Genomic DNA, 20,167 nt, shown 5'->3' on the forward strand with positions numbered 1-20,167 from the left:
GCAATCTCTCGCACTCGATCGCACCCTAAACCCGATAAACTACAAATAGAGAAACTCAATCCAACCCTATATCCAGAGTCGGTAGTTGTGAATGGCGCGCCCTGAAAGTCCTTGCCTCAGTATAGCGATCGCTCGCCTGAGAACCGCTGGGGCAAACCATTTTGCCACTTGGGTTCTACAAGCTCCCTATCCTAGCGGGTACGTTCACCACGACTGTATGTGGCCCGATACCCTATCCCAATCTTGGAAAGCTTGGCAGGAAATGTTTTCGCCCTCCGGGACAATTCACGAATTGCCCCTACATCCTGATGGCAGTTTCGTCTCGCCGGAAAACAACCAGAATATACTGGCAGAAACTGAACAACGAAGTCCTCAGTCGCTAGACCTCCCTCCAGCGACGCCCTCTGTGCCGCTCCACCTCGGTCAACGGGGGTGGGGCGACAAGGGGGATCAGCATCCGCCTCGGCCACCGGCAAGCTACAGCAGCCGCCTGATGCAGCATTTGGGGATGAATCTTTGGCAGTGGCTGTTTGAAGGGCCGATTCAGGGTAGTCTCCAGGAAAGTAAAGGTATTGCGATCGGGCAAAATCTACCCCTGCGAGTGCGCGTAGACTTGCGCGAACCGTATTTAATTGCTTTGCCTTGGGAAATTATGCAGCCTCAAGCCGGTCAACCGGCAATTTCTCTGTCACAGCAACTGCTTTTTAGCCGCACTACCAGCAATGTTGAACCTTTGCCACCCCTGCAGCCTGCGGAGTCGCTCAATATTTTGCTAGTTTTGGGACAAGCAGAACCCGGCCGCGGTGCTAATTCTCAATTTTCCAACAGCAATAACGGTCATTTGCAGTTGGGAGAGGAAGCACTCGCCTTAGCTGGCATTCTGGAAAGTGCTTTTCAAACCGACGACAGCGGCAAATATTTTGACATCAGCGTTCCGACTCGCGTCGATACTCTGATCGAACCTACTTCGGCGGAACTCATTTCTCGGCTGGAAACGCAAGCTTACAACATTCTGTTTTACGCCGGCCACGGGATACCGGGCCCCGACGGCGGTTTGCTGTTTTTGGGGCCGGAAACGGCGATTAATGGTACTGAACTGGCTCAGGTTTTAGTTCGGTGTCGCGTGACTCTGGCGGTGTTTAATGCCTGCTGGGGAGCTCAGCCGGCGGTGGAGATGGTGCACTCAACTAAGGGTCAGCAACAGGCGATCGCCCGCAGCAGTTTGGCTGAGGTACTGATCCATCACGGGGTGCCCGCGGTGTTGGGGATGCGGGACTCGATCGCCGATCGCGAGGCCCTGAGTTTTATCCAAACTTTTGCCCAAGCTTTGGCCGGACGGATGTCGATCGATCGGGCAGTCGCCGTCGCCAGACAGCAGTTACTGACGCTCTACAAGTTCAATCAACCGGCTTGGACGCTGCCTGTGCTGTATATGCACCCTGAGTTTGACGGTCAGCTAACTGAGCCGGTAGATGACCTCAAAACTGAGTTGCCTTTAAATTCTTCTACTTGGCTGGGACGGTTGCCGTCTTGTGCTTATTTGCGGGGGCGCGATCGACCAAATGCCAAATCCACCGACTCGACCAATCAGGTTTGGCCGATTCGCGCAGGTATGGTTCGAGTCGGACGCTGGGAAGAAAACGACGTAGTGATTCGAGAACAGTGGGTTTCTCAAAAACACGCCGAGATTTTCTGCCGAAACACGATCGGAGATAGCCGGGAAGAACCTAGCTACTTCTTGCGCGATTTTTCTCGCTACGGGACTCTAGTTTTGGGATCTAAGGGATGGCAGAGAGTTCACCACCAAGAATTGCTGCTACGCAGCGGGACTCAGCTAAAATTTGGCAGTTCTCAAGGTCAGATTTTTGAGTTCACTATTGAGCTTCCCAAAACTTCGGGCTACAGTGAGTCTGATTGCGGAACGAATTAAGATGCGGGTGTAGCTAATGAAGGCAAGCGGCGAGTAGCACAGCAAAGTTCTGTTGAGTCTCCAGTCTGAATTTAAAAGAGTTACTTACCACTGATAGCTCGCAACTAGCTCTTGGCACAGTCCCCCTTCTATATTTTCCTTTTCCCCCTGAGGTATTACATCATGGCTACCCAATCTCCTGATTCTGAATATTTTCGCGACTCACAAACTCAAGCCCAGATGGAACTTCTCGCCACCATAGTTCAGACTGATGTTGCTTATCCCTGGAATCCTGCACAGCTTGAATCAGAATCTTATTTGGCTGCCCTAGAGCAGGAATTTGCGTTATCTGATTCTTTCAGCGACAGCGATATTGCCCTGAAGTCACAAGTTTTATTCTCGCAATTAGAACAAGTTTGGCTGACGACTGCTCTGCAAAAGTCTTTGCGCGAAAAATTTGCTCGCGTTCCTCAAGATTTTCTGGCCAGCATCGCTCAAAGCGTGCAAAACGCAACTGTTAAGTATCAATCTTTAGCTGACCAAATGGTGGAGTGCGTCTTAGATATTTTGCCTCAGTGGGCTGAGGAAGATTTGCAGGTGTTGGCACGTCCTTTGGCTTATGCCATGCGAGATGTTGATTCGGAAGGGGGGGAATTGGTCATGGCTACTAAAAGACCTTGGGCCCAATTGTCGGAAATAGAACAAGCCAGAGTTAGTTTGGCTGTCGCCCGCTATGCAATCTCGCAATTAGAAATTGCTGATTAGTTTTTTGATGGCTGGGTTTTTGGGCTGCGATCGCGGTAATTTTTTTAAATTAATATAAAATTTATCTACCTTTAGTTAGATGTCAAATTCGTCTAATTGCTAAATACTCTGGATTGCTATAGTTTGATATAGCAATCCTATTTGATTTGTAGAGAAGATAATTTTTTTTGAACTATAGCAAGCGCGCCAGACGGTTAGGACCCAGATGTGGCAGCATTTTCAATAAGCTTTTTATAGGCGGCGTCGCAGAAACGGCTCACAAGAAATATTTTTTATGGTGGAACAGGCCCGAAAGCCTGTTGCTGACATTGCTGCAAGATGTAAGTTAGGACGTTCTTAATTGCTGAAATCCTTGCCGAAGATTGCTTCTGACCGAAAGCATCCAGGATAAAAGCCCCCGAATTTATCCGTGGGGTCAATGCTTCAATTCTTTAATCTAAAATCTAAAATCTAAAATCGATTGACTTCTCTCCTAGGTAACTAAAGCCTTTTTCCTTCTTCCTTCTGCTATATTTTGCCAGGCTTGGACTCGCTAAGCAGTTTGGCAACAGCAAGCAGGATGAATTATCATACAATGGTCAGAATGTTAAAAAATGTAAATATAATAATTGGGGTGTGTGGGAATTTTCAACTGAATTAAAAAGTGGACAGCAGGAAACTCTGACTGTTGCAGGCCCGATCGGGACTTTAAAATTATTTTATGACAACTTCAAGATTTGATCTTCAAGACTTGAAACGCCGCTTTTGGCGGATTTCGCGGGTGCCGGCGGCAACGCTAGTCGTGTTGGGGGCAGTTGCTTTCGCAGGTGCGATCGCCGGGGCCTGGTTTTCAGGTGAAGGTACTGTCAGCGGTATTTTTGCCACAATTAACACTTGGCAGCAAAACCCGCCTGTGTGGCTGCAAGTGCCTGCTACGAGCAAGATGTATTTGTTACTGCCGACTGTGGCACTTGTCTGTGTTGCTTTAGCTGCAATTAAAATTTCGCCTCAACCGCAGAAATGGTCGCGCGCTGTCGTAGTTGCAATAGTTCTGGCTTTAACCATTCGCTACGTTTTATGGCGATCGCTCGCTACTCTAAATTTAACCGATCCCCTCAACGGTATCTTTAGTTTGGGGCTGTTTTTCCTAGAAATGCTACTGGTTTTCAACACCAGTATTCAACTGTATTTAATGCTGAGAATGAAAGACCGGCGTCGAGAAGCCGATCGCATGGCAGTTGCAGTTGAAGCTGGAAACTTCGCCCCGTCCGTAGATATTTTGATTCCAACTTACAACGAGCCGGCTTTTATTTTACGGCGCAGTGTAATCGGCTGTCAAGCTTTAGATTATGCCAACAAAAAAGTATATTTGCTCGACGATACCAAGCGCCCTGAAATCAAGTTGCTGGCAAAAGAACTGGGATGCGAGTATATAACCCGACCCGATAATATTCACGCCAAAGCTGGAAACATCAATCACGCCACCGCCCTAACTAATGGGGAACTAATTGTAGTTTTCGATGCAGATTTTATCCCCACTAAAAACTTTTTAACTCGCACAGTTGGATTTTTTCAAAATCCCGAAATCGCCCTCGTTCAAACACCGCAAAGCTTTTACAACCACGACCCCATCGCCCGTAATTTAGGTTTAGAAAATGTACTCGCGCCGGAAGAAGAAATCTTTTACCGACAAATTGAAATCATCAAAGACAGCGCCGACAGCGTGGTTTGTTGCGGTACATCTTTTGTAGTGAGGCGAAGTGCTTTAGAAGCAGCGGGAGGCTTGGTCACAGATTCAATCTGCGAAGATTATTTTACCGGAATTCGGCTGTCAGCAACCGGATATCGCTTAGTTTATTTAGATGAAAAATTGAGTGCTGGTTTGGCGGCTGAAAATATAGAAGCTCATCTAAATCAAAGGCTACGCTGGGCGCGAGGCACGCTTCAGGCCTTTTTTATTGATTCCAATCCTTTAACAATTCGCGGTCTCAGATTCGTACAAAGGCTGTCTCATTTGGAAGGATTGCTGCACTGGTTTACCAGTTTAACCAAGGTTTTATATTTGTTGATACCTTTAGGTTATTCGTTTTTCGGCATAATTCCTTTGCGGGCAAGTGCGCGGGAATTGCTGTACTTTTTCCTGCCTTACTATTTGGTGCAACTTACTGTATTTTCTTGGCTGAACCGCAGATCGGGATCGGCTTTGCTTTCCGATGTTTATTCCTTCGTTCAGTGTATTCCTTTAGCAGTGACGGTGGTGAGTTCCATGCTGAATCCCTTTGGGAAAGGGTTTCAGGTAACGCCAAAAGGAATTGCGAGTGATCGCTTTCGTTTTAACTGGAATTTGGGATGGCCTTTGATTGTTTTGTTTGCAGCTACAGCATTCAGTTTGTGGCACAATTTAAACATTAATTTAGTGAAAAATGTTGGCACGGTACAGTCAATATCAGAAAGTGCACATTTGTCAAAAGGAATGAGTTTGGGAGGGATTTGGAGCGCTTACAACCTGCTGATGATCGGGATTGCATTACTGATTTTGGTGGATATTCCTAAGCCGGACATTTACGAATGGTTCAATTTACGCAGGGTTGTACAATTGAATATTGGCGGTCAAAGTTTTTGGGGTGTAACCACTGTAATTTCGGAAAGTGGCGCTGAAGTTGCCTTGACGCAGTGGCCAAGTTTTGCGGTGAAAAATAAAGGCAGTAAAGAAAGTTTTACAGCAGCACAGATTCTGCCAAAATATGCCTTTGAGACAAGTTTATCCCAGGGTAAAATGAAAGCGATCTCTCGCAGTGCGGCAGTCAAGCCAAGGAGATCGGTAGCGCCGTCTGTTCTTGAGTTTGGTACTAAGGGAAGTTTTGCCAAAGGTTTGATTGATTGCGATTCGGCGACTCTGGAAATTATGGAAGAGAACTGTTTTATTCCTGTGGCTAAGATTGAGTTGGTGAGCGATAAATCTCAGTTGGGGTCGAGTTTTCGGGATGGGAAAGAGTGCAGTTTTCGGGAATTTCCCACTGTGCGAATTGCGTTCGATCGCCTGAATATTAGCCAGCACCGCTGTTTGATCGAAATGCTGTACTGTCGCCCGGGCCAGTGGCAGCGGCAGGAAACTCCCGGAGAATGGCGATCGCTGTGGCTGTTGCTGAGAATTGCTTTGAAACCGAGGGCTGTTTTTGAGAGGAATAGGGCAGTTAGACCGATCGCAGTTTCGCAACTTTAGAGGGAATTTCTCCTCGTGGGGAATTTTTCACGGCAGATATCAGCAGATGAAGGTTGATGGATTTTTAGATGACCTTAACTCATATCTTTTAAGTAATCGTGCAAAAATTTTTATACATTTTCAGTTAGCAAATAGAGAAAGTTTTAAAGATTTGGAAAAATTCTGGCGGTGGTTCTGCGCCAAGGTCGGTTTGGGTTGGCAACTGGGCAATCAAATACCAGAATCTTGGGATGAGTTATTTGGCAGCCCGGTTAGCTGCCAGATGTACTTCGAGCAGTATTTGCTACTCTCAACAACCAAACCCTTAGTGTTAGCTTGAGGCGATCGCGATCGCTTGTTTTGCCTATTCCAATTTGACATCGACTTTTGCGGATTTTTGCGAACTTGGCAGGAGGAAGCAAAAAATCGGGGAATTGGGCGAAAACTCCGGTTAGTCGTGGTACACTCCACTAAGCTGTATATCTCGCTGAGCGCAAATAAATCGCCGTTTAATGTGGGGCTACGGCCCTTTAAAAGCGAGCAAGTGTAGGATTTGGCGAAAGGGTAAGGACTGGATTGGTCAGCGGAAGATGCCCAGCAACTGACGGGTTTTGTAAACAGGAATACCTATTTAGTACGGGTAGGTCTTGATCATATCGGGCGTGGGGATGTCACTCCAGAGCAAGTGTTGCAAAACTCTCCCATCTGTGCCGGAATTTATGGCGATCGCCTACAACGACTGTGGAACCTACAACAGCAGCCAGAGTTGCTGGCAGGATTCGTGGAAGTTGTAAAAAGTAACACACCTGTAGAAGCAGCTTTAATTATATTACTAGCAATTTGCGTTACTACCATAACTGAAACACATTTTGCGATCGCTTGGAGGAAGTTACATTTGAAAACGGGATCTTTAACTGTTGTCGGGACGGGAATTCAATTAGTTGGTCATCTGACCTTAGCGGCAAAGGCGTCGATCGAGCAAGCTGACAAAGTTCTGTTTGCCGTAGCTGACCCAGTTACGGCTAAATGGCTACAGACACTCAATCCCACCGCAGAAGCCTTACCTTACAATACCAACAATCAGCGGCGTAGAGAAACTTATCGAGAAATGGTCGATCGCATTCTGGCTGAAGTTCGTCAGGGGTTGAATATCTGTGCAGTTTTTTACGGTCATCCCGGCGTTTTCGCTTACCCTACCCATGAAGCAATTAAACAGGCGCGTCGTGAAGGTTTTAGGGCGCAAATGTTACCAGGAATTTCAGCGGAAGATTGCTTATTTGCTGACCTGGGTCTTGACCCAGGACGCAACGGATGTCAAAGTTTTGAAGCCACTGACTTTCTGATTCGGAGGCGTAAATTTGACCCGACCAGTGCTTTAATTTTGTGGCAGATTGCGACGATTGGCAATCTGGGTTTTTATCAAGAAGAGATTCAATTGCGCGGTCTAAATGTGTTAGCTGAAGTTTTAGAAACATACTATGGTTCTGACCACGAAGTAATTGTTTACGAAGCAGCGGTTTATTACCCGGTTTGCGAGCCAGTTATCCAGCATATTCCTCTGTCCAAACTGGCTGAGATTCGTGTTACTCTAGTTTCGACACTTTATGTTCCTCCTCAAGCGCCTGCACCTGTAGACAGTGAAATGATGGCGCGGTTGGGTATGTCTTTTGTGAAAGAAACTTAAGGTATTTTGCCAAAAGAATGTAGTAAAAACTACACTTTTTGTCCAGCCGATAAAAAGTGTATGTGTTAGAGGAGAAAAAATGTGGTAATGTCGCTTTATATAGAACAAAACCCTGACGATGCTAAGGCTCTGGCTCATCATGGTGAAAACCATCGGCTGACGGGACATTTTGAAGCAGCTTTAGACTCTTTCAACCGATCGCTCGAGTTGGAACCTGACAATGCTTGGGCGATCGCACACCGGGGCGAAACCTATTATTTGATGAAACGCTATCAGGAGGCATTCGCAGATTTCAACCGCGCCATTGAACTGAACCCTGATTATAATTGGGCGATCGCTCACCGAGGCGTAACCTACCGCTTTCTGGGGGAAGCCTATTACACAAAGGCGCTGGCTGACTTGGATCGAGCAATTGAGCGTCAGCCGGATTACGTTTGGGCGATCGCTTATCGCAGCCGCATCTATGAGTTGATGAAGTGCTACAAGCAATCCCTGATTGACTTCGATCGAGCGATCGCCCTTGACGAAACCATATTGCGGGGGAAAAATTGGCAAATTGAGAAAGGGTTGATCCTTTGCTATGATGGCCAATATTCTGAGGCGATCGCCTGTTGCGAACAGAGGTTGCAACAGGTTTCTGATGACACGACAGCTTTATACTGTATCGCAGTATCTAAGGCGCGTTGGCAGGGAGTGGACAAAGCAGCAAGCGAAATCGAGCGATCGCGGACAGCATTGCTTTCTCAATGGGAGACAGGGGATCGGGGAGATATTCTCTACCGACTCTGCGGTTTAGCAATCTTGACAGGTAACTGCGAACAAGCATGGCAATATCTGCGAGAAGCTATTCCAATCAATGATGAAGCCATTGAGTTAGTCGGTCACGATCCAGCTTGGTTGGATTGGCGGGATGACCCGAAAACTCTGGCATTACTCGCTAGTTAAGTGTTTGAGAAAACAAATTTCAAGTAATTAAACATCAAGTAACATTTCAGGAGGATTTTATGCAGATGGATCTCAACGATCAGATGATTGCTCAAAGAGCGGAAACTTTTCGCTTGTCAAAGGCTTACGAACAGGCGATCGAGATTTTTGAACAACTCCTGCAAAAGTATCCAGACAATGCTTGGGTCAATGCTCATCTAGGAGCAATTTACTGCCAGTTGATGGATTATGGGAAAGCAGAAGATTGCTTAAAAAAAGCGATCAACCAGAGCAATAATTATTTCTGGGCTAACGCACAGCTAGGTGAGACTTATCGCCTTCTGGCAATTGTGAATAATCGCAATGAGAAATATATTGAACGAGCTATAGAACATTTTAAAAAAGCGCTTAATGCTGAAAAACCAGAAGACAGCAATTATGCGTGGGCATTAGCTCATTTGGGAGCAACCTACCGTCTGAGAATAACTTACGATCTAGAATTGCTAAGTACCAATGAGATAGATAAGCAAAGTAAAGAAGAGGCTTTGAATTGTCTTAACAGAGCGATTGAACTTATGCCTACATACGCTTGGGCATGGGGTATGCGATCGACAGTTTACAGATTGGCTCAAGAATATGAAGACGCATTCTGGGATTTGGGAGTTGAGACACTAATAGCTTCGGATATGGGGATTTTGCAAAGTTCTTCTTCTCCAGTTCCATTCATAGAAACCAAGAGGGTAAATCTTTACGAACACGCAGCCCTGTGTTTTTACTTAACGAAACAACAAAAAGACCAAAAACAGAAAGACAACTATTACGGTAGAGCGATTGCTTTTGCTCAACAAGCCTTGATATTGCAGTCAGGTGACTTAGTTGCTCAGCTAATTCTTACGGTAATTGAAGCCAACCAAAAGAAGGAACAACAGGGTGTGTCTTTCTCAGACTCAAATGACATTAAGCGCCTTAGAGAAAAATCAAGAAAATTACTTGAAGATGTAGAACCAGAGCTTTTAGAAATATGTAAAAAGGTATTGCGATATCTAATTAATGTTGAGCGAGTTAGTGTGGATGATTTAGAATCGATAATAGAGGACACTGAGGAGGAAAATCAATTAACACAGCTTGTTCCGAAAGATGCGATAGGACACTCTAGTTCAGATGTTGATGAGGAGCCGCGATTGTGGCTGTGGAAAAATTTTGCACTGTTGGAGACTTGTAGCAGTGTTCTTTCCTTGCTTAGTGACTTAAGCCACATTCTGAAGGAAGACGGTATTATTGACACAGCAAAGCCTTATCGAGAACTTGCGTTGATCATCAATCCTCACTACACCCTAGAAAGGCTTTATCAAACTCCAGCTCTTTCACAAGAAGAACGAGCTACAATATTTAGTAGCTTGAAAACTTTGCTGAGTTTAAATTCTTCACAGTTCACTACCTTAAAGATTAGGAGAATATCCCATGAGTAACCTATTGGATTTGCTGACAGATTTAGCACTTGACACAAAGAAACAAAATGCTTTCATCAATAACCCCAGTTCCTTAATGGACGAAGTGGGTTTAACTGAAGCAGAACAAACTGCAATGATGAGTGGTGAAAACGCTAAAATTACCGCACTTTTTGTAGAGGAACGAGTTCGGTTTGCTATTACTTTTATCGATCCCGGCCCCGACCCCTTGCCAGATCCAGACCCTTTTCCTCCTTCTCCACCGTCAGACCCCCAACCTGACTCTGAGGAGGATGCGGTATTGATTTCAAATCACTCATAATTGTCTACACTTTTAGAAAGTGGATTGATATTTCATAAGCTCAAACCGCACTTGTTGCGGTTTTTTGTCATAAAAACTTAAATATGCAAAATTACCAAATTACTGAAAAACTGCATGAGAGCAGTAACTCCTTAGTCTATCGCGGATATCGGCAAGCAGACAATCTGCCTGTTATCCTAAAAATGCTCAAAGAATTCTATCCTTCACCTGAAAAAATTGCCTGGTTTAAGCGAGAGTATGAAATCACCCAAAACATTAACTTACCAGGCGTAATAAATGTTTACAGCTTCCACAACCTAGAAAATCAGTGGGTAATTGAGTTAGAAGATTTTGGCGGCGAATCCCTCAATCAGATCATCGCTAAGAAACAATTTACAATTGCTGAATTTCTCCACCTGGCAATTGAAATTGTTGACATTCTCGGTCAGGTTCACCAGCAGTATATTATCCACAAAGATATTAACCCATCAAATATTGTTTTCAATCAGCCGACAGGTAAGCTGAAGCTAATTGATTTTGGAATTTCCACAACACTGTCGCGAGAAAACCCAACCTTTCTTAACCCGAACGTATTAGAAGGAACGCTGGCTTATATCTCGCCAGAACAAACAGGTCGCATGAATCGAACAATCGATTACCGCACTGATTTTTACTCGCTGGGGATAACTTTTTATGAATTACTAACCGGACAGTTACCTTTCCCCACGAATGATGTTTTGGAATTAGTGCATTGTCATATTGCTAAACAACCTACCCCACCGCACGAACTCAAACCAGAAGTTCCACCAATTATTTCGGCGATCGTGTTGAAATTAATGGTAAAAAATGCTGAGGAACGCTACTTATCGGCATATCAGCTAAAGGCAGATTTACAAGAATGTCTCAGACAATGGCAGAGCAAAGAGCAAATTGACCCTTTCCCGATCGATCGGCACGAGATTTCCGATCGCTTTCAAATTCCCCAAAAACTGTACGGGCGAGAGCGGGAAATTTCTGCCCTATTAGCTGCTTTCGAGCGAGTTAGCCAAGGAACCAGTGAAATGATGCTGGTTTCTGGATATTCTGGGATTGGAAAAACAGTATTAATCCAGGAGATATATAAGCCTCTGACTCAACAACGGGGCTATTTTATTTCTGGTAAATTTGACCAGTTGCAACGAGATACTCCCTACGCATCCTTAATTCAGGCATTTCGTTCATTAGTACGGCAGTTACTAACAGAAAGCGATGCCCAAATTAGCAAGTGGCGAGAGAAACTCCAAGCAGAATTAGGGGAAGCTGGAGGGGTAATCGTTGAATTTATTCCTGAATTAGAACTAATTATTGGTTCCCAACCACCCCTACCAGATCTCCCGCCAGCAGAACAGAGAAATCGCTTTAATCTGGTTTTGCAAAAATTTATTAATATATTCACACAGCTCGAACATCCATTAGTAATTTTCTTGGACGACTTACAGTGGGCAGATATAGCATCGCTGGAATTAATTCAACTGCTGATGACAGTAGCAGATAATAAATATCTATTTCTCATGGGCGCCTATCGCGATAATGAAGTAACCGAGGCGCATCCGCTAACTCAAATTTTGGAAAATATTGCCAAAGCAAAAGTAACAACCATTAATAAAATATTGCTGGCACCTTTAGCCTTAACCGATATTACGCAACTTTTAGTTGATACGCTTTTTGCGGAATCAAAAAATGCCAAGCCACTTGCCGAATTGCTCCAGCAAAAAACTGGTGGTAATCCGTTTTTTATCAATGAATTCTTAAAATCACTGCATTCTGAAGCATGGTTGGATTTTAACTACGAATCTCAGAAATGGCAGTGGGACTTAGAACAAATCAAAGCGCAACCGCTTACAGATAACGTTTTAGAACTAACGAGCAAAAATTTTAAAAAACTCCCTACAGCAACTCAGGCAGTATTGAAATTAGCAGCTTGCGTAGGGAATCAGTTTGACTTGAAAACACTGGCGATTATCTATGAAAAATCTCTCCAAGAAACAGCAACCGATTTACGGTCAGCACTCCAATCCAGTCTAATTATACCCCTCAGCCATGCTTATCAGTTGGCGGAACTTGATGTAGCAGGTTTGTCAGATCAGTTAGTTGCAGAATACAAATTTGCCCACGACCGCATTCAACAAGCAGTTTACTCTCTCATCTCCGAAGCAGATAGACAGTCAGTACATCTGCGAGTGGGAAGGTTATTACTCCAAAATACATCATCTGAAGAATTGTCACAGAAGCTGTTTGATATTGTCAATCAGTTGAACAAAGGCCGTGCGCTGATCGAGCGACAAATAGAGCGATACGAGTTAGCTCGATTAAACTTAAAGGCAGGTAAAAAAGCCAAATCTTCAGCGGCTAGCCAACCAGCTTTCAATTACCTTCAGATTGGCTTAAGCTTGTTAAATAAAAAGAGTTGGTCGCAGCAGTACAACCTTACCTTAGATTTGTATTTAGAAGCAGCAGAAACAGCTTATACAATTGCTAACTACGATGAAATGGAGCGCTTATCTGGGGTAGTTTTGCAAAAAGCCAAAACGCTGTTAGAGAAAGTAAAAATATATGAAATTAAAATGCAAGCTTATTGCGCCCAAACGAAATTTATGGAGGCTATCGACATTGGGCTAGAAGTTCTGAAATTACTTGGGGTAGAATTACCGCAACGACCGAACCAATCCGATCTGGCACAAGAGATGGAGCAGATAAAATTTGCCTTAGCAGGCAGGCAAGCCCAGGATCTAATCGACTTACCGCCAATGACCGACCCGTATAAACTAGCAGCTATACGGGTGATAAACTGCTTGTTGAGTCCTGCGTTCGTAGCAATTAATCAACTGAGCTTGTTAACTTGGTGCCGACAGGTGAATTTATCGATTCAGTATGGTAATTCTGCTAGCTCTGCTTATGCGTATATAGGTTATGGGCTGATCCTTTGCTCGTCAGGAGAGCTTGACGCTGGCTATCAGTTTGGAAAACTTGCTTTGAACGTACTAGAACGATTCAAAGATAAAACATTTAAAGCAAGAATTTATGTAATATATATGGGATTTATCAAGCATTGGAATGAACCTCTCAGAGACACATCTTCTTTTTGCATGGAAGCTTATCAAAGTGCGATAGAAACTGGAGATCTTGAATATACTGGTAGTGTTAGGCAGGCCTATGCTTACGCTTTGTACCTCAGCGGTGTAGAGCTGATCGATGCCAAGAAAGAAATGGCGAAAGCCCTGGAAGTTACTTATCAAACTAAACAGGAAGCATACATTCATTGGTGTCAAATCTTTATGCAGGCGATCCTGAACTTGGCGGAAAAAGTAGAAAATCCGTGCTGTTTGATTGGTGAAGTATACGACGAACAAAAGATGATACCCGTTCATCAAGCAGGTGGCGATCGGACTGCGCTCATGAACGTTTATTCACTTAAAGTTCTCCTCTGTTATCTTTTCGAGGAATTTCAGCAAGCTGTGGAGAATGCAGACCTCTTTGAAGAATACTCAGCTAATGCAGGCTCCTTTTTTATTCTCCCTGTTGTCTATTTGTATGATATGTTAGCCCGACTAGCGCTCTATCCTAATTCCTCAGAAACGGAAAGAGAAGAAATCCTGACAAAGGTGGCTGCTAAACAAGAAAAAATGGAAACATGGGCAAAGCAGGCTCCCATGAATTACCTGCACAAATTCTATCTAGTGGAAGCGGAACGCGATCGCGTATTAGGCAACGATAAAGATGCCAGAGAATATTACGACAAAGCCATCATCTTAGCCCGCGAAAACGAATATCTCAACGAAGAAGCCCTCGCCTACGAACTAGCAGGCAGGTTTTATTTAGCCAGAAATCAAAATCATGTTGCCCGTCACTACCTGCAAGATGCCCACTATGCCTATCAGCGTTGGGGGGCTGTAGCTAAAGTCAAAGATTTGGAAGCGCGATACCCGCAATTTTTAGCCATTCAGTCGCTTAGTTCAACCCGAACAGATACTGAAAATAATACCATCAATCCAATCACCACAACTGGCAGCAATTCCGGCGAAGCGCTAGATTTTGCCGCAGTAATGAAAGCATCCCAAGCTATCTCCGGTGAAATCGTTCTCGAACAATTGTTAAACCAGGTGATGAAAACTGTGATTGAAAACGCAGGCGCTCAAAAAGGTTTTCTCCTTCTGGATCAAGGCGGGAATTGGGCGATTGAAGCGGAAGCAGCAGTAGAATGCGAGATCATTACCATTATGCAATCCATTCCCGTAGATTCTGTAGATCCTGCAACTGGAATTCCCCTGCTGTCAACCGCCATAGTTAACTACGTCGCTCGCAGCCAGGAAAATGTAGTATTAAATAACGCCACCGCTGAAGGACAATTTACCCGCGATTCTTACATTACCGCAACTCAACCCAAATCGATCCTCTGCACTCCCCTACTCAATCAAGGCAAACTAGGTGGTATTCTCTACTTAGAAAATAATTTGGCGATCGGCGCATTTACCTCAGAAAGAGTCGAAACTTTAAAAATCATTGCCGCTCAAGCTGCGATCTCGATTGAAAATGCAACTCTCTACGAAAAATTAGAAGATTACAACCGAACTTTAGAGCAAAAAGTAGAAGATCGCACCGCACAATTAGCTCAAGCTAATGCAGAAATATTGAGTTTGAACGATCGGCTAAAAGTAGAAAACCTTCGCATGAGTGCCGAACTAGACGTAACCCGCCGCCTGCAACAAATGATTTTGCCTCAACAGCAGGAATTAGAGTCAATTGAAGGGCTAGAAATTGCTGCATTCATGGAACCGGCTGATGAAGTTGGCGGCGACTACTACGACGTACTAAATCACGGCGGCAAAGCCACAATTGGCATCGGCGACGTGACAGGACACGGTTTAGAAAGCGGCGTGTTAATGATTATGGCGCAAACAGCAATTCGCACTTTATTGGTTCACAATGAAACCGATCCAGTTAAATTATTGCAGACAGTCAACCAAACGCTTTTTGACAACGTAGAGCGCATGAATTGCGGTAAAAGTATGAGCCTTTCTTTGCTGGAATATCGGGGGGACAACATCCTGCGTTTGAGCGGACAGCACGAAGAGGTGATTGTCGTGCGTTCTAGCGGCGAAGTAGAGCAGATTGATACCATCGAGTTAGGCTTTCCCATCGCCTTGGAACCAGATATTACCGATTTCATTGCTACTACGGAAATACAGTTAAATTCCGGGGATGTTGTCGTACTCTACACAGATGGAATTACCGAAGCTTTTGATATGAATCAAAAGGAATACGGTATTGAGCCAATGATTGAACTTGTTGCCCTTAACAGGGAAAAGTCAGCAGCAGAAATCAAGCAAGCTATTATTGACGACGTGCGCCGATACATCGGGGAGCAAAAAGTATTTGATGACATTACTTTGGTAGTAATCAAACAGAAGTAAGTATGGGAGAATTTAGTTGCGGCAGTGTCCCTACCGGCAAATAATCAAGAACACTTAATGAGAGATGTAATTCTCACCCGATTAATTGTAGGGAAACGGCACTGCCGTGTCCTGATTGTGGGTAATATTAATTCCGATGCAAGCGGATTTGATATAATTACTCATCTTGTAAGCATTTCTGCTTGATAATCCCTAGAACTTATTTCTGAATATTATCACCTAAATTTCGCGATCGCCAATAGTTTACAAACCAGATATCGGCACAAACTCGTAACCGTAACTCGTGCGATTTCCGGGTTTAACAGTTACTAATTGAACTGCGCGATTACGATCGCCCGAAGGTAAAAACCGAATCGGGCCGGATGCTCCATTTGCCGAAAAATCTGACGCCGATAAAGCTTGTTGAATGCCTGTACGAGTCGGATTGCGCCCTAAACCGACAATTAAGGCGATCGCCGCATCGTAGGCTAAAGCTGTGCGCCAACTTACTTCAGCATTCCAAAGTTGTTTGGATGTTTGGGGAAAATTTGACTGCGGATCTGCGAGAATGTGCCAAGGAATAGCCAGCACCATATCTGTTGCTCCTGCGCCACCGATTTGCAGTGTTTTAGCAGTATAAGCACCGTCTCCCGCTAGTAATGGCAGCCGTTTGGCGTTTACTTGCACTACTTGCAAAGCTTGGTCGATCGTGGCTGAATTGGATGCTAACATAATCACTTCTGCTCCTTGGGCGATCGCACTTTTAACGCTATCGGCGGCATTAAAGTTGCCATTGGCAAAGTCAAATTCGGATACGATTTGTCCTCCATCTCCGTAAATAGCAGTGGTAAATTCATCTTTTAAAGATTTGCTGTAACTGCTGGCAGAATTGAAAAATACAGCAGCTTTTTGCTTTTGCAATTTTTCCACCATATAGCGGGAAAGAGCATTAGCCGCAAACCGATCGCTCGGCACTGTCCGAAATATATTTTTGGCAACTCCTGAAAGCTGCACCGACGTACTTGTGGGAGAAATTGCTACTAATTGTTTTTGCTGGTAAATCTTGCTGGCTGCTAGCGTCGTATCTGAACCAAAATGCCCGATTACTCCTAAAATTTCCGAGTTATTTGCTAAAGTGCTGGCAATTTGTGCCGCCATTTCTGGGTTGTTGTCATCGTTAGCAATTAACACTTTTAATGGAGTACCGCTAATGCCGCCGCTTTGGTTGATTTCATGTTGAGCTTGAGCTACGCCCCGCAGAATTTCTAGAGCAGCATTGATATCGCCGCCAATGGGAACTGCGGCCGCAATTGTGTAGGATTTTTGATCGGCGATGCGAGCGTTATTGAGGTAAATTAGTGCTTCTGGATCGTTGGGATTGGTTTTCAGCGAAGCTTGTAAGTCGGAAATAGCTGCGTTATAGTTGCCAGATGCGATCGCCGCTACAGCTTCTTGTTTTTTTGCTGTCGATCCCCCGGAAATTAACAGTTTGTTTCCCGCGCTCAAACGCTGCTCAATTGACTGTTCTGACTGCGGTGATTTATTAGATAACGCCTGATTATCGGGAGACAAACCTCCGAAATTCGTGCCGCTGCGGTTTGTCAGCCACCAAATGCCTGCACCCGCTAGCCCTAGGGTAATTAGGAGTGATAAGATGAGAACAGCAGTTTCGTTTTTTTGTGACATAATTTTACATCTTTAGATTTTTGAAATAACGAAGTCAGAAGAAATCAGGAAGGCACTCTCAAAGATTTTGACACGGATACACGGATTAATTATCGAGCGTTCTTTCTGATGTTGAAGTCAGAAGTCAGAAAAGCTACTCTACTTATATTTTGACATTTTTATTAAGTTATTTTAGACTAACGAGCTAGATGGCAATTTTAGATGATGTTGAATTTACATATCATAAAGATGGAAAAATTGTTTTTCCTTAATGATATCTTTAGGTTTTGCTCCAGGTTCAACAGCAAAGGAGCCTGTAACAGCAAGGACTTCGGTAAAATAATTAAAGTTTGTTGAAATTTATAAAAATAGCTGCAATACTTTGTAATGTAAAGAGGAAAGTTGAAAAATCTCTAAAGATAAACTAATTGAATGGCGAGGTCGCTAAGGTAGTATATATGACGGTTTGTCACAGAAAAAGAGTGTTAAGCTCGGCTAAGCTCAGTAAAAGTAAAAGCTCGCTATTTAATTAAGTTCGATCGATAACAAAGGCTAAGGTAAAGTTCATGGCAAACTCAGTTGTAAATCAGCCAACCGCAGCAGCAGGAGTGCAGTGGCAGCCAAAAGATATTATCCGCGGCCTAGTGTGGAAAATTGCGATCGCAACCTGGCTGTTAATGGCTGTAGGCAGCGCCACGCGAGTCATGAATGCGGGGCTCGCTTGCCCCGACTGGCCGCTGTGCTACGGTCAATTAATACCCGCAGCGCAAATGAATTTGCAGGTATTTCTGGAATGGTTCCACCGATTGGACGCTGCGGCAATTGGCTTGAGCGCGATCGCACTTTTAGGACTATCTTTGTTTTACCGCAGCCGCCTGCCAAAATGGCTGCCTTGGGCGAGCGCTGGGGCAGTATTTTTAATCGTTTTTCAAGGCGTATTGGGCGGCTTGACAGTAACACAACTGCTCAGATTTGACATCGTTACCGCTCACTTGGGAACAGCTTTACTGTTTTTTGGCGCCCTGCTAGTCATCGGTTTCATGCTGACTCCCTACGAAGCTACAGGAAATGTCGGCAAATTGGCTTGGGTAAGTTCGATCGCAGCATTGTTAGTTTACCTGCAAAGTTTGCTAGGAGCATTAGTAGGCTCTAGATGGGCACTGCACCAATGTTTGGACTCCTCAGAATTGTGCTCGGTGATGAACAGCCACATCGCCGGTATCGTACCAGCTACAGCAGCGACTTTAGCAGTAGCAGTCATGGCTTGGCGGCAGCCTGCACTGAGTCCAAACTTGCGAAAACTCGCTAATTGGGCGAGTGTTTGCCTAATTGCTCAATTAGTTCTGGGATTAGCAACTTTCCGGCTGCACCTTCAGGTAGAACCGCTGACAGTGGCCCACCAAGCAGTCGGTGCTGCTTTGCTGGGAACCCTGATAGCTTTTAGTGTTTTAGCTTGGCGCGATCGAGTTTTATCAGCTTGAGAGATAAGACTAAAGTAAGAGTCGGCGGGTTTATTAATCCTTGTAGCTACACCAAATATTTCTCGTAAAACCCGCCACTCCCACCTAATGACTAATGACGAATTCGCAAATAATTACTAACAGCTTACAACCGATGCAAGAAATTCTTACCAACGACCGCCCGCGCCTCCACGAAAACTTTTCGCAAGTCGTGAAAAGTTACTATCAACTAACAAAACCCAGAATTATTTTACTGCTGCTAATCACCACCTCAGCAGGAATGTGGATGGCGGCCAAAGGAGAAGTAGATCCGCTATTACTGGTATCAACTATTACCGGAGGCGCTTTAGCTTCTGCGTCGGCGAATACGATTAATTGTGTCTACGACAGCGACATCGATTATATTATGGAGCGCACCCGGTGGCGGCCGATTCCTTCCGGGCGTGTCAAGAAGCGGGATGCTTTGATATTTGCGATCGCCCTAGCTACAATATCCTTTACATTGCTCACAGTTGTTGCCAACTTATTAGCTGCATTGCTAGCAATGTCAGGCATCGTTTTCTATGTCCTAATTTACACCCACTGGCTGAAGCGTCACAGCGTGCAAAACATCGTCATCGGCGGTGCAGCAGGGGCGATTCCCCCGCTAGTTGGGTGGGCTGCGGTTACGGGAGATTTGAGTTGGGGTGCGTGGCTGCTGTTTGGGATTATATTCCTGTGGACACCGCCGCATTTTTGGGCATTAGCAATGATGATTCGCGAGGAATACAAGGAAGTAGGCGTCCCGATGTTACCCGTAATTGAGGGCGACGAAGCCACAGCCCGCCAAATTTGGATTTACACGCTATTGATGATTCCTGCAACTTTGCTGCTAGTTTATCCCCTGCATTTAGCGGGCGCGGTGTATGCGGGAACAGCTATTTTCCTGGGTGCTATTTTTGCCCAAAAAGCTTGGTTGCTGTTGCAGACTCCAGAGGATAAGACTGTTGCGCGATCGCTCTTTAAATACTCTATTCTGTACCTGATGCTATTGTGCGCTGGAATAGTGGTTGACAGTTTGCCTGTGACTCATAATTTTACTACTGCTGTTGTACAAAATGTGCAAACTTTGATTAGTGCAGTTGTGATGTAGTTTGCTTTTAGAGCCCCGGCTTCTTGAAGAAGTTGGGGCTCTCGGCATTTAGCTATTTTTTAAGTATTTACCCAAAAACTCTAAGGACTGAAAAATAAATAACTTGATGAAGTATTAAGTTTGAGGTAGGGCTCTATAGTTCCATTTTGGCAAGTATTCATCAAAAGTAATTTGCATAGTTTTTTTAAAGTCATCAGCTACCTTTCGACCAATTTTATAGACTTTATTAAGCACATTTGCAACTACAGATAGCCCGGTTTTAGTGTGAG

Annotated in this window: 13 protein-coding genes and 1 pseudogene; 11 read left to right on the plus strand and 3 right to left on the minus strand. The window is 44.5% G+C overall.

Annotated features, from left to right (window positions below):
• Positions 1 to 91: 91 nt before the first annotated feature.
• Together QUA74_RS23045 and QUA74_RS23050 are read left to right on the plus strand one after the other, a co-directional pair.
• Positions 92 to 1,930 carry a CHAT domain-containing protein gene (locus QUA74_RS23045; RefSeq protein WP_333333829.1) on the plus strand — a complete coding sequence of 613 codons (1,839 nt, stop codon included), beginning with the start codon at positions 92 to 94 and terminating at the stop codon, positions 1,928 to 1,930.
• A gap of 162 nt (positions 1,931 to 2,092) precedes the next feature.
• Positions 2,093 to 2,674, plus strand: coding sequence for a hypothetical protein (locus QUA74_RS23050; protein ID WP_190733456.1), 582 nt, complete (start codon positions 2,093 to 2,095; stop codon positions 2,672 to 2,674).
• A gap of 272 nt (positions 2,675 to 2,946) precedes the next feature.
• Here QUA74_RS23050 and QUA74_RS23055 read toward each other — a convergent pair whose 3' ends face one another.
• On the minus strand, positions 2,947 to 3,093 hold the full coding sequence (locus QUA74_RS23055) for a hypothetical protein (protein ID WP_333333831.1): 147 nt from the start codon (positions 3,091 to 3,093) through the stop codon (positions 2,947 to 2,949).
• 281 nt (positions 3,094 to 3,374) lie between these two features.
• Here QUA74_RS23055 and QUA74_RS23060 point away from each other — a divergent pair, with 281 nt between their 5' ends.
• The 7 genes and pseudogenes from QUA74_RS23060 (at position 3,375) to QUA74_RS23090 (ending at position 15,662) form a co-directional block, all read left to right on the plus strand.
• Positions 3,375 to 5,876: a glycosyltransferase family 2 protein gene (locus QUA74_RS23060; RefSeq protein WP_333333833.1), complete on the plus strand. Its 2,502-nt coding sequence runs from the start codon at positions 3,375 to 3,377 to the stop codon at positions 5,874 to 5,876.
• Between the two features lie 46 nt (positions 5,877 to 5,922).
• Positions 5,923 to 6,615: pseudogene (locus tag QUA74_RS23065) on the plus strand (AAA-like domain-containing protein); the annotation flags it as partial.
• Between the two features lie 21 nt (positions 6,616 to 6,636).
• Complete coding sequence (locus QUA74_RS23070) at positions 6,637 to 7,539, plus strand: SAM-dependent methyltransferase (protein ID WP_333333846.1); 903 nt, start codon at positions 6,637 to 6,639, stop codon at positions 7,537 to 7,539.
• Between the two features lie 87 nt (positions 7,540 to 7,626).
• Complete coding sequence (locus QUA74_RS23075; protein WP_333333848.1) at positions 7,627 to 8,484, plus strand: tetratricopeptide repeat protein; 858 nt, start codon at positions 7,627 to 7,629, stop codon at positions 8,482 to 8,484.
• A gap of 59 nt (positions 8,485 to 8,543) precedes the next feature.
• Entirely contained in the window at positions 8,544 to 9,932 is a 1,389-nt protein-coding gene (locus QUA74_RS23080; protein ID WP_333333835.1) for a tetratricopeptide repeat protein, read from the plus strand.
• A complete protein-coding gene (locus tag QUA74_RS23085; RefSeq protein WP_333333836.1) occupies positions 9,925 to 10,233 on the plus strand; it encodes a hypothetical protein in 309 nt (102 codons plus the stop codon). Before QUA74_RS23080 ends, QUA74_RS23085 begins: the two co-directional genes overlap by 8 nt.
• 83 nt (positions 10,234 to 10,316) lie before the next feature.
• Positions 10,317 to 15,662 carry an AAA family ATPase gene (locus tag QUA74_RS23090; RefSeq protein ID WP_333333839.1) on the plus strand — a complete coding sequence of 1,782 codons (5,346 nt, stop codon included), beginning with the start codon at positions 10,317 to 10,319 and terminating at the stop codon, positions 15,660 to 15,662.
• A 243-nt stretch (positions 15,663 to 15,905) separates the two neighbouring features.
• Here QUA74_RS23090 and QUA74_RS23095 read toward each other — a convergent pair whose 3' ends face one another.
• The gene (locus QUA74_RS23095; RefSeq protein ID WP_333333840.1) at positions 15,906 to 17,327 is read right to left on the minus strand and encodes an ABC transporter substrate-binding protein; all 1,422 of its coding nucleotides are present in this window, start codon (positions 17,325 to 17,327) and stop codon (positions 15,906 to 15,908) included.
• 545 nt (positions 17,328 to 17,872) lie between these two features.
• Between QUA74_RS23095 and QUA74_RS23100 the strand changes: the two genes are divergently transcribed.
• Positions 17,873 to 18,787 carry a heme A synthase gene (locus QUA74_RS23100; RefSeq protein ID WP_333333842.1) on the plus strand — a complete coding sequence of 305 codons (915 nt, stop codon included), beginning with the start codon at positions 17,873 to 17,875 and terminating at the stop codon, positions 18,785 to 18,787.
• A gap of 133 nt (positions 18,788 to 18,920) precedes the next feature.
• Complete coding sequence (locus QUA74_RS23105) at positions 18,921 to 19,898, plus strand: heme o synthase (protein ID WP_333333850.1); 978 nt, start codon at positions 18,921 to 18,923, stop codon at positions 19,896 to 19,898.
• A gap of 114 nt (positions 19,899 to 20,012) precedes the next feature.
• Here QUA74_RS23105 and QUA74_RS23110 read toward each other — a convergent pair.
• On the minus strand, positions 20,013 to 20,167 hold a 155-nt coding region (locus tag QUA74_RS23110), incomplete at its 5' end, for an ISAzo13-like element transposase-related protein (RefSeq protein ID WP_445302170.1).

This window comes from Microcoleus sp. LAD1_D3 (genome assembly GCF_036702135.1).
GTDB lineage: Bacteria > Cyanobacteriota > Cyanobacteriia > Cyanobacteriales > Microcoleaceae > Microcoleus.

Excerpts from the sequence above, each read along its gene's own strand:
- QUA74_RS23045 (WP_333333829.1), top strand. The coding sequence starts at position 92 with ATGGCGCGCCCTGAAAGTCCTTGCCTCAGTATAGCGATCGCTCGCCTG.
- QUA74_RS23050 (WP_190733456.1), top strand. The coding sequence starts at position 2,093 with ATGGCTACCCAATCTCCTGATTCTGAATATTTTCGCGACTCACAAACT.
- QUA74_RS23060 (WP_333333833.1), top strand. The coding sequence starts at position 3,375 with ATGACAACTTCAAGATTTGATCTTCAAGACTTGAAACGCCGCTTTTGG.
- QUA74_RS23075 (WP_333333848.1), top strand. The coding sequence starts at position 7,627 with ATGTCGCTTTATATAGAACAAAACCCTGACGATGCTAAGGCTCTGGCT.
- QUA74_RS23080 (WP_333333835.1), top strand. The coding sequence starts at position 8,544 with ATGCAGATGGATCTCAACGATCAGATGATTGCTCAAAGAGCGGAAACT.
- QUA74_RS23085 (WP_333333836.1), top strand. The coding sequence starts at position 9,925 with ATGAGTAACCTATTGGATTTGCTGACAGATTTAGCACTTGACACAAAG.
- QUA74_RS23090 (WP_333333839.1), top strand. The coding sequence starts at position 10,317 with ATGCAAAATTACCAAATTACTGAAAAACTGCATGAGAGCAGTAACTCC.
- QUA74_RS23095 (WP_333333840.1), bottom strand. The coding sequence starts at position 17,327 with ATGTCACAAAAAAACGAAACTGCTGTTCTCATCTTATCACTCCTAATT.
- QUA74_RS23100 (WP_333333842.1), top strand. The coding sequence starts at position 17,873 with ATGGCAAACTCAGTTGTAAATCAGCCAACCGCAGCAGCAGGAGTGCAG.
- QUA74_RS23105 (WP_333333850.1), top strand. The coding sequence starts at position 18,921 with ATGCAAGAAATTCTTACCAACGACCGCCCGCGCCTCCACGAAAACTTT.